This is a genomic window from Aeromicrobium ginsengisoli, from assembly GCF_004134905.2.
In the GTDB taxonomy this organism is placed as follows: Bacteria; Actinomycetota; Actinomycetes; order Propionibacteriales; family Nocardioidaceae; genus Aeromicrobium; species Aeromicrobium ginsengisoli.
On the sequence record NZ_SDPQ02000004.1, the window covers coordinates 179,487 to 193,770 of the forward strand.

At 69.7% G+C, this 14,284-nt stretch carries 13 protein-coding genes; 11 read left to right on the top strand and 2 right to left on the bottom strand.

Annotated elements, in window-relative coordinates; translation table 11 throughout:
* Positions 1-83: 83 nt before the first annotated feature.
* The 8 genes from ESP70_RS19440 to ESP70_RS19475 all read left to right on the top strand — a co-directional run bounded on the left by ESP70_RS19440 (position 84) and on the right by ESP70_RS19475 (position 7,991).
* Entirely contained in the window at positions 84-1,913 is a 1,830-nt protein-coding gene (locus ESP70_RS19440; RefSeq protein ID WP_149690981.1) for a hypothetical protein, read from the top strand.
* Entirely contained in the window at positions 1,910-2,098 is a 189-nt protein-coding gene (locus ESP70_RS19445) for a hypothetical protein (protein WP_149690982.1), read from the top strand. Before ESP70_RS19440 ends, ESP70_RS19445 begins: the two co-directional genes overlap by 4 nt.
* Positions 2,095-2,463 carry a hypothetical protein gene (locus ESP70_RS19450; RefSeq protein WP_149690983.1) on the top strand — a complete coding sequence of 123 codons (369 nt, stop codon included), beginning with the start codon at positions 2,095-2,097 and terminating at the stop codon, positions 2,461-2,463. Before ESP70_RS19445 ends, ESP70_RS19450 begins: the two co-directional genes overlap by 4 nt.
* Positions 2,460-3,707 carry a hypothetical protein gene (locus ESP70_RS19455; protein WP_246162099.1) on the top strand — a complete coding sequence of 416 codons (1,248 nt, stop codon included), beginning with the start codon at positions 2,460-2,462 and terminating at the stop codon, positions 3,705-3,707. Before ESP70_RS19450 ends, ESP70_RS19455 begins: the two co-directional genes overlap by 4 nt.
* A gap of 22 nt (positions 3,708-3,729) precedes the next feature.
* Positions 3,730-4,299, top strand: a complete 570-nt coding sequence (locus tag ESP70_RS19460; protein ID WP_149690984.1) for a dihydrofolate reductase family protein — start codon at positions 3,730-3,732, stop codon at positions 4,297-4,299.
* A 160-nt stretch (positions 4,300-4,459) separates the two neighbouring features.
* A complete protein-coding gene (groL, locus tag ESP70_RS19465) occupies positions 4,460-6,091 on the top strand; it encodes a chaperonin GroEL (protein WP_056211920.1) in 1,632 nt (543 codons plus the stop codon).
* A 172-nt stretch (positions 6,092-6,263) separates the two neighbouring features.
* A complete protein-coding gene (locus ESP70_RS19470; protein ID WP_149690985.1) occupies positions 6,264-6,833 on the top strand; it encodes a nucleotidyltransferase family protein in 570 nt (189 codons plus the stop codon).
* A 21-nt stretch (positions 6,834-6,854) separates the two neighbouring features.
* On the top strand, positions 6,855-7,991 hold the full coding sequence (locus ESP70_RS19475) for an XdhC family protein (RefSeq protein ID WP_188110718.1): 1,137 nt from the start codon (positions 6,855-6,857) through the stop codon (positions 7,989-7,991).
* Between the two features lie 2 nt (positions 7,992-7,993).
* On the opposite strand, the gene helR is transcribed toward ESP70_RS19475, so the two are convergent.
* Both helR and kynA read right to left on the bottom strand, forming a co-directional pair.
* Positions 7,994-10,156 carry an RNA polymerase recycling motor ATPase HelR gene (helR, locus tag ESP70_RS19480; RefSeq protein ID WP_149690986.1) on the bottom strand — a complete coding sequence of 721 codons (2,163 nt, stop codon included), beginning with the start codon at positions 10,154-10,156 and terminating at the stop codon, positions 7,994-7,996.
* Positions 10,157-10,279: 123 nt separating this feature from the next.
* Positions 10,280-11,125, bottom strand: coding sequence for a tryptophan 2,3-dioxygenase (gene kynA / locus ESP70_RS19485; protein ID WP_149690987.1), 846 nt, complete (start codon positions 11,123-11,125; stop codon positions 10,280-10,282).
* 52 nt (positions 11,126-11,177) lie between these two features.
* Here kynA and ESP70_RS19490 point away from each other — a divergent pair, with 52 nt between their 5' ends.
* Genes ESP70_RS19490 through ESP70_RS19500 form a run of 3 tightly spaced genes read left to right on the top strand, consistent with a single transcriptional unit; the run spans position 11,178 to position 14,231 of the window.
* The gene (locus ESP70_RS19490) at positions 11,178-12,095 is read left to right on the top strand and encodes an ATP-binding cassette domain-containing protein (protein ID WP_223148807.1); all 918 of its coding nucleotides are present in this window, start codon (positions 11,178-11,180) and stop codon (positions 12,093-12,095) included.
* Positions 12,092-12,910, top strand: coding sequence for an ABC transporter permease (locus ESP70_RS19495; RefSeq protein WP_149690988.1), 819 nt, complete (start codon positions 12,092-12,094; stop codon positions 12,908-12,910). The genes ESP70_RS19490 and ESP70_RS19495 overlap by 4 nt, the downstream gene beginning before the upstream one ends.
* Positions 12,911-12,950: 40 nt before the next feature.
* The gene (locus ESP70_RS19500) at positions 12,951-14,231 is read left to right on the top strand and encodes a GAF domain-containing protein (protein WP_149690989.1); all 1,281 of its coding nucleotides are present in this window, start codon (positions 12,951-12,953) and stop codon (positions 14,229-14,231) included.
* The last annotated feature ends 53 nt before the right edge of the window (positions 14,232-14,284 follow it).

Below are 14,284 nucleotides of genomic sequence, written 5' to 3' on the forward strand. Positions count from 1 at the left end.
GGACCGGGTTTTTTCATGCCCGAAACAGGCGCGTGACGCATGTGACACTTGCGATGTCACATACTCGCTGACATACTCCCGGTATGTTCATTTCTGCCGCAGAGCCCGTCACCGCGCCCGCCGGAGGAGCCGAGCTCGGCCAGGTCATCGGCCTCTCGATCGCCGCCGGGCTGGTGACCTGCGTCCTGCTGGTCATCGCCTGGGCGCACCGCACGCACCGCATCGAGTGGATCCAGCGCGCCGGCGAGCGACTGGGTGCGCGCACCGGCGAGCCCGGCTGGGCGTCGATCCCGACGCTGTTCGTCGCGAGCTCGCTGATCGTCGCGCTGCTCGGCTTCATGTGGGACGTCAGCCTGCACGCCGGCCGAGGCCGCGACGCCGGGCCCCTCGCGAATCCCGCGCACTACCTGATCCTCTACGGGCTCTTCGCCCTGTTCGTCGCCGGCATGTCGGCGGTCATCTACGCGCGTGACGGCGAGAAGCCTGGCATCGCCGCGGTCCGCATCACCCGCAACTGGTACGCCCCGGTCAGCGGCATCTTCATCGCCGCGTGCGGCCTCTACGCCCTGATCGGTTTCCCGCTCGACGATGTCTGGCACCGGCTGTTCGGGCAGGACGTCACCCTCTGGGGACCCACCCACCTGATGCTGATCGGCGGTGCCGGGCTGTCCACCGCCGGCATCATCCTGTTGCACCGCGAGGCCGACTTCGCGATGCGCCAGAACGGCAAGGAGATGCCGACCTGGCTCAAGACGGCGACCCTGTCGATCGGCTTCGGCGCGCTCCTGATCGGGCTGTCGGTGTTCCAGGCCGAGTTCGACTTCGGCATCGCCCAGTTCCGCATGGTGTTCGCGCCGCTCATGATCGTCGCCGCTGCAGGCGTCACCTTGGTCGCCGCCCGTCTCTACGTCGGCCCGGGTGCCGCGATCGTCGCCGCGGTGTTCTTCCTGCTGATGCGCGGCATCATCTCGTTCATCGTCACGGACTTCTTCGGCGAGGCGCACCACGTGTTCCCGCTCTACCTCGGCAGCGCGGTGCTGATCGAGCTGCTCGCGTTCACGCAGCTGCGCAACAAGCCGCTGTGGTTCGGCGCGATCGGCGGCCTGCTGATCGGCACCGTCGGTCTGGTCATCGAGAAGCTCTGGAACGACCGGGTCTTCCAGTTCCCGTGGACCCAGGACATGTGGCTCGAGGGTCTGCTCATGGCCGTCCCGGTCGCGATCGCGTCGGGCCTGTGTGGGGCATTGTTCTCACTCGGCCTGCAGGGCCGGCTGCCCGCGGCGAAGATCAGCCGCACGATCATCACCGCTTCTGTGCTCGTCATCGCGGCCGCGGTCGCCAACGGGCTGCACGCCACGGTGCCCAAGAACGCCTCGGCGAGCTTCGCGCTGACCCAGGTCGGCACCGCCGCCCACCCCGAGGTCACCGCCAAGATCACGGTCGAGCCGGCCGGCCTCGTCGACAAGCACCCGACCTGGGTGCAGATCACGGCCTGGCAGGGCGGTGGCGCGGGCGTCGTGACGGATCGCCTCCGGCGTACCGGCGACAACACGTGGGAGTCGACCAAGCCCGTGCCGGTCGGTGGCAACTGGAAGACCCTGCTGCGCGTGCAGGACGGACGTACGCTCGCCGCCGTGCCGATCTTCATGCCGGCCGATGCGCCACTGAAGGTCAAGGAGGTCCCCGCCTCGGCGGAGTTCACCCGCAAATTCGTGCCGGAGATCGACATCCTGCAGCGCGAGCGCAAGGGTGACACGTCGCCGTGGCTGTGGGGTGCGGCCAACATGGTCGTGCTGCTGTGCAGCCTCGCGATCATCATCGGCATCTCGGTGTCGGTCGCCCGCGTGGCGCGCCGCATCGAGGAGCACGAAGCCGACTCGTCGGGAGACCGTACGCCTACCCTGACGTCATGACGCCGGGCGGAGACCAGATCCTTGCGCACCACGCTGCCCTGCTGGCGATCCCGGCGATCGTCCCGGCCCTCGTGGTCGTCGGCGTGATCCTCTACATCGCCCGCAAGGACCGGCGTGAGGAGCGCGAGGAGCGCGAGATCATCGAGCGGGCCTTCGAGCCCGAGGACGACAAGGAGAACCCGTGAGGATCGCAGCAGCGCTGCTGGCCTGTGCCCTTGTCCTGACTGGCTGCGGCGGGTCGGACGGGTCGGACGGCTCGGACGGTGCCAAGGGTTCCAAGAGCGGCGTCACGGTCGACATCGCGATCAAGGACGGCAAGGTCACGCCGCAGGGCAAGCGGGTCGACGTCAAGGCCGGGGAGTCGGTGACGCTGCACATCACCTCCGACGCCGACGAGGAGATCCACGTGCACTCCGACCCCGAGCACGAGTACGAGGTCGCCCCGGGCGCTGACGTCACCGAGTCGTTCACGCTCAAGACCCCCGGCCAGGTCGCGGTCGAGGCGCACCACCTCGACGTCACGATCGTGCAGCTCGTCGTCACGCCGTGATCGCCGCCGGGCTCCAGGCCCACGGGCTCGGCGGGTCGACCGACCTGCCGATCCCGTTCCTGTACGCGATGGTCGGCGCCTCGTGGGCGCTGACGATCTCGTTCGCCGTGCTGGCCCTGGCGTGGAAGGAGTCGCAGTTCGCGGCCGAGCCCGATGCCACCGAGCCGCCACCTCGACGTCCGTGGCTCGCGGTCGTCGGCCTGGTGCTCACGGCCTGGCTGCTCGTCGCGCTGTACGCCGGACCGTCCACCGCCGGCAACGGCGGCCTCGGCGGGTTCTACATCTTCGTCTGGGTCGGTCTCGTGCCGCTCGCGCTGGTCGCGGGCCACGTGTGGCGCGACCTGTCGCCGTGGCGGACGATCACGTCGCTGCTGGGTCCGGGCCGGTGGGCGTACCCCAAGCGGCTCGGCTACTGGCCGGCCGTGGCCGGGCTGTTCGCGTTCGTCTGGCTCGAGCTGGCCTCTCCGGATCCGGGCTCGATCCATGCCGTACGTGTCTGGGTCGCGGTCTATGTCGTCGTCACGATCGCCGGCGGCATCGCCTTCGGCCCGCGGTGGTACGACCGCGCGGACCCGTTCGACGTCTACAGCGCGATCGTCGCGAAGCTCTCGCCGTTCGTACGGGACGGCCGGTGGCGCGTGCACAACCCGCTCCGCACGCTGCCCTCGGTGCCCGTCGATGCGGGGCTCGTCGCGGTGCTCGCGACGCTGCTGGGCTCGACGGCGTACGACAGCTTCTCGGCCTCGTCGTTCTGGCAGGGCAGGACGCTATCTACGTGGCAGCACTCCTTGACCCTGCTGGGCTTCTGCGCGGTGGTCGCCGTGCTGTTCATCGGTGCGGCTCGCGCGACGGGCGGGGTCAGCGCGGGGGAGCGGCGGCTGCTGCCGGGCCGGCTGGCCCACTCGCTGGTGCCGATCGTGGTGGGCTACATCTTCGCCCACTACCTGACCTACCTCGTCGAGAAGGGGCAGGCGGTGTTCTTCGCCCTGCTCGACCCGCTGGGCCGCGGCTGGCATCCGCTGGGCGATCCCGACACGTCGTACGTCCTGTCCCAGCACACCTCGACCCTCGCGGCCCTCAAGGTCACGTTCGTCGTCGCCGGCCACGTGCTCGCGGTCGTCGCGGCGCACGACAAGGCGCTGGCGCTGCTGCCCAAGGGGCACCGGCTGAGCGGGCAGGTCGCGATGCTGCTGCTGATGGTCGGCTACACGTTCACCGGGCTGTTCCTGCTGTTCTCTGTCTGATCCGGTGGGTAGCGTCGCGAGCATGGCGACGATCTACAACACGGCGACGACCCTCGACGGCTATCTGGCGACGACCGACAACTCGCTCTCGTGGTTGTTCGAGGTGCCCGGCGCTGATGACGCCGAGTCGTCGTTCGGCGACTTCCTCGACGGCATCGGCGCGATGGCGATGGGCTCGACGACCTACGAGTGGCTGCTCGAGCACGAGTCACTCGTCGACAACCCGGCCAGGTGGCAGGAGTGGTACGCCGACCGTCCGACCTGGGTGTTCACCCATCGCGACCTGCCGATCATCGCGGGAGCCAACGTCACGTTCACCAGCGACGACGTCCGCGCGGTGCATGCCGAGATGGCGGCTGCAGCGGGAGAGTGCGACATCTGGCTGATGGGCGGCGGTGACCTCGTCGGCCAGTTCGACGACGCGGGCCTGCTCGACCGCATCACCGCCACGATCGCGCCGGTCACGCTCGGCGCGGGCGCGCCCTTCCTCCCGCGGGACATCCGATCCGACCGATTGACCCTGACGTCGATCCTCCAGCGGGGTCAGTTCGCCGAGGTCACGTACGACGTGAAGCCGAAACCGACAACCTGATTGCGCGGCGTTGATTAGCACTCGTATGATGAGAGTGCTAACCGGATCAGACCGATGAGGTTGTGGGCCGCGGCGAGAAGGGTTCGCCGCACGCCGCAGCCGTCCGTCGCGGGCATCGCCTGGTCATCCACGTCGACAACCAAGTCGGAGAAACGTACACATGGCAAAAACCATTGCTTTCAACGAGGAAGCGCGGCGCGGCCTCGAGCGCGGGATGAACCAGCTCGCCGACGCCGTCAAGGTCACGCTCGGCCCCAAGGGTCGCAACGTCGTCCTGGAGAAGAAGTGGGGAGCCCCCACGATCACCAATGACGGTGTGAGCATCGCCAAGGAGATCGAGCTCGAGGATCCCTACGAGAAGATCGGCGCCGAGCTCGTCAAGGAGGTCGCCAAGAAGACCGACGACGTCGCTGGTGACGGCACCACGACCGCCACGGTCCTCGCCCAGGCCCTCGTCCGCGAAGGCCTGCGCAACGTCGCGGCCGGCGCCAACCCGATGGGCCTCAAGAAGGGCATCGAGGCCGCCGTCGAGGCCATCAGCTCGCAGCTGCTGGGCATGGCCAAGGACGTCGAGACCAAGGAGCAGATCGCTTCGACCGCCTCGATCTCCGCTGCTGACACCACGGTCGGCGAGATCATCGCCGAGGCCATGGACAAGGTCGGCAAGGAAGGCGTCATCACGGTCGAGGAGTCGAACACGTTCGGCCTCGACCTGGAGCTCACCGAGGGCATGCGGTTCGACAAGGGTCACCTGTCGGGCTACTTCGTCACCGACGCCGAGCGCCAGGAGACCGTGCTCGAGGATCCCTACATCCTCATCGTCAACTCCAAGATCAGCTCCGTGAAGGACATGGTCCCCGTCCTCGAGAAGGTCATGCAGGCCGGCAAGCCGCTGGTCATCATCGCCGAGGACGTCGAGGGCGAGGCTCTCGCGACGCTGGTCGTCAACAAGATGCGCGGCACGTTCAAGTCCGTCGCCATCAAGGCGCCCGGCTTCGGTGACCGCCGCAAGGCCATGCTGGCCGACATCGCGATCCTGACGGGTGGCGAGGTCATCAGCGAGGAAGTCGGCCTCAGCCTCGAGACCGCCGACCTGACGCTGCTCGGCACGGCCCGCAAGGTCGTCACGACCAAGGACGAGACCACGATCGTCGAGGGCGGTGGCTCCGACGAGCAGATCCAGGGCCGCGTCAACCAGATCAAGGCCGAGATCGAGAACAGCGACTCGGACTACGACCGCGAGAAGCTCCAGGAGCGCCTCGCCAAGCTCGCCGGCGGCGTGGCCGTCATCAAGGTGGGTGCGGCGACCGAGGTCGAGCTCAAGGAGCGCAAGCACCGCATCGAGGACGCCGTCCGCAACGCCAAGGCGGCCGTCGAAGAGGGCATCGTCGCCGGTGGTGGCGTCGCGCTCGTGCAGGCGACTGCTGCGGTCTTCGAGAAGCTCGAGCTCACGGGTGACGAGGCCACCGGCGCGAACATCGTTCGCACCGCGGCGTCCGCCCCGCTCAAGCAGATCGCGATCAACGCCGGCCTCGAAGGTGGCGTCGTCGCTGAGAAGGTTGCCGGACTCGAGTCGGGCTGGGGCCTCAACGCCGCGACCGGCGAGTACGTCGACCTGATCGCCGCGGGCATCATCGATCCGGCCAAGGTCACGCGCTCGGCGCTGCAGAACGCAGCCTCGATCGCGGCACTGTTCCTCACCACCGAGGCCGTCGTCGCCGACAAGCCGGAGCCCGCTCCGGCCGGCGGAGGCGCCCCGGACATGGGTGACATGGGCGGCATGGGGTTCTAGTCACGCAGCAACGCAAGGTCACCTCGCGAGGTGATTGAGCGAGGTCGCGTTTCTTGGTGAGCCAGCGCCGGGTGCTTCCCGGGCTGGGGAGTTCACTCACCAGGAGTCCAAGACGAACGGCCCTCACCGGATCGCGGTGGGGGCCTTCGTCATGTCCCGGCACACTGGTGGCATGACCGACGTCGCCGGGGTGCTGCTGGCGGCCGGCGCCGGTACGCGCATGGGTCGGCCCAAGGCGCTGGTCGAGGGCCCCGACGGCACGCCGTGGGTCGTGTCGGCGGTCCGCACCCTGCGCGACGGTGGATGCGGCGCGGTCGTGGTGGTGATCGGCGCCGAGGCCGAGACCGTGCGTGCGTGCCTCGCAGGGGAGGACGTCACGATCGTCGAGCCGCCCGACTGGGCCGACGGCATGGGTGTCTCGCTGGGCGCCGGTCTCCGCGCCCTCGAGGCGCACGATGCGGCCTTGGTCCATCTGGTCGACCTGCCGGACGTCGGCCCCGATGTCGTACGCCGGCTGGCCCGCCACGCCGCGGTCGACGTGCTGGCCCGGGCCGACTACGGCCACGGGCCGGGGCACCCGGTCCTGCTCGGTCGCGACCACTGGGCCGGGGTGATCGCGTCGGTGGTGGGCGACCAAGGCGCTCGGGCGTACCTGGACCAGCACGACGTGCTCGCCGTCGACTGCCGCGACCTGGCCACGGGGGTCGACGTCGACCGGCCCGGACCTATGCTGGGCCGATGACGAGCGACGTGGGCCGGCACCGTGCGTGAGGTCATGTCGCCCTTGCTCGCCGCGTGGCGCCGGGGTGAGACCGCAGCGCTGGCGACGGTGGTGCACACCGAGCACTCCGCGCCGCGACCACCCGGCGCCTCCATGCTGGTGCTCGCCGACGGCACGGTGCACGGTTCGGTCTCCGGTGGTTGTGTCGAGGGCGCCGTCTACGAGCTGGCGCAGACCGTCCTCGCCGACCGGGCGGCCGCTCTCCAACGGTTCGGCATCAGCGACGAGCAGGCGTTCACGGTTGGACTGACCTGCGGCGGCACGATCGACGTCTTCGTCGAGCCGATCGGTCCGGACCTCTTCACGGGTCTTGACCGACTCGCGGGCGACGTCCGGGCCGGCGACCCGGTCGCGATCGCGACGGTCGTCGAGCACCCCGACCAGGACTGGATCGGCCGGCGCATCGTCGTACGCCCCGGATCGGTCGACGGCACGCTCGGCCATCCGCGGGCGGACGACGCCGTGACGGATGACGTACGTGGGCTGCTCGACGCCGGGACCACCGGGACCCTGGCGTACGGTCCGGCGGGCGAACGCATGGAGACCGGTATGCGGGTCTTCGTCTCGAGCTTCCAGCCTCGGCCCCGGATGATCGTCTTCGGTGCGATCGACTTCGCCGCCGCCGTGGCGCAGCAGGGGGCGTTCCTCGGCTATCGGGTGACGGTCTGCGATGCGCGGGGAGTCTTCGCGACACCGTCGAGGTTCCCCGCCGCCGACGAGGTCGTGGTGGCGTGGCCGCACGACTATCTCGAGCAGCAGGTCGACGACGGTCTGCTCGACCGACGCACGGTGATCTGCGTCCTGACCCACGACCCGAAGTTCGACGTCCCGGTCCTCGACGTCGCGCTGCGCCTGGACGGCGCCCAGCGCCCAGCCTTCATCGGCGCAATGGGCTCGCGCCGTACGCACCTCGACCGGCTCGCGAGGCTCCGCGAGGCCGGCCTCGGCGACGACCACCTCGCCCGGCTGTCGAGCCCGATCGGCCTGGACCTCGGTGGGCGTACGCCCGAGGAGACGGCGGTCTCGGTCATGGCTGAGATCATCGCGCAGCGTTGGGGCGGCTCGGGGCTTCCGCTGTCCGCCTCGGGCGGTCGGGTGCACCACGAGCACGCACCCTGACGTCAGCTTGTGAGGACCACGAGCTGCTGGGTCGCGCGCGTCATCGCGACATAGCGATCGACAGCGCCCTCGACGCCGTCGCCGAACGTCTCGGGATCGATCAGGACCACCAGGTCGAACTCGAGTCCCTTCGACAGCTCAGGCCGGAGCGACCGGACCCGTGGCCGCTCCGCGATGGCGGCGGTGCTGATGATGCACGCGATGCCCTCGGCATGCTCCGCGAGCCAGGCGTCGAGGATCTCGTCGAGCTCGCCGACGGCACCATTCGCCACCGGGATGCCGCTGCGACGGATCGACGTCGGCACATTGGCGTCGGGCAGGGCCGCCCGGATGACCGGCTCGGCCTCGGTCATGACCTCCTCCGGCGTGCGGTAGTTGATGCTCTGCGCCTGCACCGTGACCTGGTCGAGCCCGGCCCGCTGGAGTCGTTCGGGCCAGGTCTCGGCGAACCCGCGCCGCGCCTGCGCGCGGTCGCCGACGACCGTGAAGCTCCGTGACGGGCAGCGCAACAGGAGCATCTGCCACTCCGCGTCGGTCAGCTCCTGGGCCTCGTCGACGACGATGTGCGCGAACGGGCCGGTGAGCTCGTCCGGCTCCGGAGTCGGCAGCGCCGAGGTGTCGACCAAGGTCTCCTTCAGGTCCTCGTGGCGCAGCATCGTGACGAGCCCTTCGCCGTACTCGTCGCCATCGGCCGACGAGGCGATCAGGTCGTCGATGACCCGGCCCATCTGCTCACGCTCGGCCGCGACCGCTGCCGCCCGTCGGCGCTTGCGGCGAGATGCCTCGACGTCGCCCAGGCGTTGCCGCGCGGCGTCCAGCAGCGGCAGGTCGGAGTCGGTCCACGCCTGGGCATCGGACCGCTGCAGCAGCCTGACCTCGTCGGCGCTGAGCCATGGGGCGCACATGCGCAGGTAGGCCGGCACCGACCAGAGGTCGCCGACCAGGTCTGCTGCGTCGATCAGCGGCCACGCCCGGCCGAACGCGTCGACCAGCTCCTCGTTCTGGGTCAGCGATCTGCGCAGCAGCTCCGGCGAGACGTCGCCGTCGTCGTCGTGCTTGTCCATGAGGATCGTCAGCAGCTCCTCCCAGACCTGGTCGCGCGCCTCGTTGTGGGGCGTGCCCGGCTCGGCCGCCCCGAACGCCTCGGCCCAGTCGGCGGTGCTGAGCCAGATCTCGGACCAGTCGGTCTCGACCGTCATCGGCTTGGTGGGCGGTTCCTCGTAGAGCCGGACCGCCGGCTCGATGGCGCGCACCATGTCGGCGGTCGACTTCAGGCGAGCCACCTCGGGATCGGATTCAGGGCGCGCCCCGACGCCGTCCGGCACGAGGTCGCGCAGGGTGCACGTCTGCACGCCCTCCTCGCCGAGGCTCGGCAGGACGTCGGCGACATAGCTGAGGTACGGCTGATGCGGGCCGACGAACAGCACGTCGCCGCGGCGGTGTCCCAGACGAGGGTCGGCATAGAGCAGGTATGCCGCGCGGTGCAGCGCGACGACGGTCTTGCCGGTGCCGGGCCCGCCGTCGACGACGAGGGTGCCGCGGGATCCGGCTCGGATGATGGCGTCCTGGTCGGCCTGGATCGTCCCGAGCACATCGCGCATTCGAGGTGACCTCCTGCCGGCCAGGCTGGCGATGAACGCGGACTGGTCGTCGAGGGCAGCGTGTCCCTCGAGACCGTCCCGCGTGAACACCTCGTCCCAGTAGTCCGTGATCAGGCCCCGCGTCCAGCGGAACCTGCGCCGGCTCACCAGCCCCATGGGGTTCGCGTGGGTCGCGCCGAAGAACGGCTCGGCGGCGGGGGAGCGCCAGTCGAGCAGCAGGCGCCGGCCGCCGCTGTCGGTGAGGCCGAGCCTGCCGACGTACGCGGACTCGCCGCCGGCATCGACGATGCGGCCGAGGCACAGGTCGAGCCCGAACCGGCGCAGGGTGCGCAGCCGGGCGGTGAGCCGGTGCACCTCCATGTCGCGGTCGAGCGCCTCCTGTCCGATGCCGCCGGGCGCCTTGCGCTCGGTATCGAGTCGTTCGGACAGCTCGGCGATCGACTGCTCGAGGGTGTCCTGGATCGCCGCGAAGTGCCGCTCATCGGCGGCGATCAGTGCTGGATCTGCCTTGGTGGGGTGGTCGGTCAGGTTGAAGGCGCTTTCACGCAAGATGGTGGCTCCCATGTCGGTCGGTGTGGCTCCGGCCGGCCATTCTGGAGCACCATGGGGGTCTTGCGGCAAGCCCCCTGGTCCGCTATAGATTGGTGGTAGAGGGGCGGTTCGCCCCTCTTTTTGCTGCCCGCCCGCCTACGGGGCGCCGATGTGCGTGCGTACGTCCAGGAGCTCAGGAAAGAACTGGAGCTCGAGGGCCTTCTGCAGGAACGTCACGCCGGACGAGCCGCCGGTGCCGCGCTTGAACCCGATGATGCGCTCGACCGTCTTGAGGTGCCGGAACCGCCACAGCTGGAAGCTGCCCTCGACGTCGACGAGCTCTTCGCACATCTCGTACGCCGCCCAGTACGCGTCGGGGTCGGCGTAGATACGGCGCAGCACCTCGATCACGCCGGGATCGGCGACGTACGGCTGCGTGACGTCGCGCTCCAGCACGGTTGCGGGCACCGCATGCCCCTGGCGGGCGAGGAATCGCAGGAACTCGTCGTACAGGCTCGGCGCCTCGAGGTCGGCCTGCAGCGCCGACCGCAGCGCGTCATCGTGCTCGAAGACCTTGATCATCTGCGGGTTCTTGTTGCCGAGCAGGAACTCGACGGTGCGGTACTGCGGCGACTGGAAGCCTGACGCCTTGCCGAGCGAGTCGCGGAACTGGGCGTACTCGATCGGGGTCAGCGTCTCCAGCACGGCCCACTGCTCGAACATCTGCCGCTGGATCGCCTTGACCCGCGCGAGGCGCTTGAGCGCGGGCGGCAGGTCGTCGGCGGCGATCAGGGCGATCGCGGACCTCAGCTCGTGGGTCAGCTGCTTGAGCCACAGCTCGGTGACCTGGTGCTGGATGATGAACAGCATCTCGTCGTGGTGGTCCGACACGGGGTGCTGTGCGGACAACAGCGTCGGCAGCCGGAGATAGCTCGCGTACGTCATCTCGCCGCGCAGATCGGTCGCGACCCCGTCCTCGATCGGCCGAAAGGACTCACTCATACCTGCACGGTATGCCGTCGCCGGCTCGGTCCCGCGTGACAGGGTGGTGCGCATGGCACTGATCAAGGCGGTGGGGCTCGGCAAGACCTACGGGTCCACGCGCGCCGTCAACGACCTGTCGTTCGAGGTGCACCCCGGCAGCGTCACCGGGTTCCTCGGCCCCAACGGCTCCGGCAAGTCGACGACGATGCGGCTCATGCTGGGGCTCGACCGGGGCGACGGCGCCACGACGTACGACGGCCGGACGTTCGCCGAGCTCGACCACCCGATGCGGCACGTCGGCGCGCTGCTCGAGGCCAAGCCGTTCCACCCGACGCGCCACGCCCGCAACCACTTGCGCATGCTCGCCGCCGCCAACCGTATCGCCGACTCACGCGTCGACCAGGTCATGGAGATGGTCGGCCTGGCGACCGTCGCCAAGGGCAAGCCCAAGAAGTTCAGCCTCGGCATGGGCCAACGCCTGGGCATCGCCGCGGCACTGCTCGGCGACCCCGACACGTTGATCCTCGACGAGCCGAGCAACGGGCTCGACCCGCAGGGCATCCAGTGGCTGCGCTCCCTGCTCAAGCACCTCGCCGGCGAGGGCCGTTCGGTGTTCGTGTCGAGCCACCTGCTGCAGGAGATGGCGGTGCTGGCCGACGAGCTCGTCGTGATCGGTCGCGGCAAGATGCTGGCCAACGGGGCGGTCTCCGACTTCATCTCGCACAGCGGCCTCGGCACGGTCGAGGTGCGTACGCCGGACGGGGCGACGCTCGCGCCGGCGATCGAGGCACTGGGCGCGACGATCGTCCGCGACGGTGACAGCCTCGTCGTCAGCGGGGCCACCGCCGAGCAGATCGGCGAGGCGGCACACTCCGTCGGCGCGCGCCTTCATCAGCTCGCAACGCGTGACGCCACCTTGGAGGAGGCCTTCCTGGAGGCGACCGGGCTGTCCGAGGAGTTCCGTGGGTCGACAGGAGACCTCGCATGATCGACGCCCTCCGCTACGAGTACGTACGACTCCGCACGCTCCGCTCGACCTACTGGCTCATCGGCATCGCGATGACGTTCCAGCTCATCATGTCGATCGTCCTGGCGGCCGTGATCGCCCAGTCCGACTCGTTCGGCCGCGGCAACGATGCGTTCGACATCATCGCGACGATCGGCGCGTCGAGCGGCTTCGCGCCGCTGTTCATCGCCTACATCATCGGTCTGCTCGGGGTGTTCTCGACGGGTCACGAGTACCGCCACGGGATGATCCGCGCGACCCTCACCGCGATCCCCAGTCGTACGCATGTGTTCGCTGCCAAGGTCATCTCGACCGTGGTGATCTCGGCCGTCGCCGCGCTGCTCTGCATCGTCATCGCCCTGCTGAGCATCGTCGCCTTCGGTCTCGACTTCCCCAGCACCAGGGCCCTGGTCAACATGACGGCGGGCACACTGATCTTCACGGCGCTGTTCTCGCTGTCCGGTCTGGCCTACAGTGCGCTGACCCGCAACCAGACCGCCGCGGTCGCCCTGCTGATGCTGGTGCCGTCGATCGTCGAGCAGATCATCCGCGCGATCGTCATCGTGATCAAGAGCGCCTCTGACGAGCCGAGCTCCGACGGCGGCATCATGAACATCCTCAAGTACCTCCCGTACGACGCCGGCGGCAAGCTCTACACGAGGGCGTCGCTGGACGACCTGTTGTCGTTCCTGGGGTTCGTCCCGTTCGGGGCGGTCGGCGGCGGCATCGTCATGGGCGTCTTCGTCGGCGCGCTGCTCGCCGGCTCCTACGCGCTGTTCATCCGTCGCGACGCATGATTCCAGTGACTGACGTCACACGGGGTCGTACACTCCGGGCATGGCCCGCCACGATCTCGCGATGCCGCCGGGTGCCGATCCGGCGGCGCTGTCGCGGCATCTCGAGGAGGCGCACGACCAGTTCGTGAGCACGGGCCAGGTCGACTCCGGCCTGCGCCAGCTGGTGTTCGACTCGTGGCGGCGCAGCGTCGAGGGCGGGCTCGACCCTGAGCAGGCGCTCGCGGCCATCCGGCTCGACGACGTGGCCCTCGCCGACATCCGTGACTCGCACCCGCTGGCGACCGGGATGCCGGTCATCCGCCGGCTCCTCGTCGAGAGCGCCGCCGAGGCCGGCCTGCTCGTCGCGGTGAGTGACGCCGCAGGACAGCTGCTGTGGGTCGAGGGCGACTCCTCGCTGCGCACGCGTGCCGAGGACATGCACTTCCTGCCCGGCGCCGACTGGAGCGAGGCCAGCGTGGGCACCAACGCACCGGGCACCGCGCTCGCGCTCGACCGACCCGTCCAGATCTTCGGCGCCGAGCACCTGGCCCGGCAGGTCACTCCGTGGAGCTGCTCAGCGGCGCCGATCCACGACCCCGACACCGGAGCGATCCTCGGCGTCCTCGACCTGACGGGTGGTCCCGACGTCGCCACCGCACAGAGCCTGACCCTCGTACGCGCGACCGTCGCGGCGGTCGAGGCCGAGCTGCGGATCGAGCGGCTCAGCCCGGCCCCGACTACCACGGCGAGCAGTGGCTGGTCGATCCCGGCGCTCGAGGTGCTCGGCAGCCGCGGCGCGACCCTGCGCCACGGCACCACGACGACCCGGCTGAGCCTGCGCCACAGCGAGATCATGGTGCTGCTCGCCGAGTCCCGCGACGGCATGACGACTGCTGAGCTGTCGGTCGCGCTGAGCGACGACGAGCAGGCGCAGGTCACGATCCGCGCCGAGCTGTCGCGGTTGCGGGCGGTGCTGGGACCGATCGAGCTGGCCTCCAGGCCCTACCGGCTCGGCAACGAGATCGGCACCGACATCGACCGGGTGCGCGAGGACCTCGCCGCCGGGCGGGTGCGGAGCGCCGTGGCCCACTATCGCGGGCCGGTGCTGCCCGCATCGACCGCGCCGGCCATCGAGCAGCTGCGCGACGAGATCCACATGCTCGTACGCTCGTGCCTGCTGAGCGCGGGGGATGCCGACGCGCTGCTGTCGTTCGCCGACACGGCCCATGGCCGCGACGACTTCGAGATCTGGGAGCGCGTCCTCCAGATCCTGCCGCCCACGTCGCCCCGCCACGCGCAGGTCGCCGCTCAGGTCGCGAAGCTCGACGCCGAGTTGGGCTGACCGGGCTCTCGCTGCAACGTTCGGGCAACGGTCGCGTGACTACGGTCACAGCA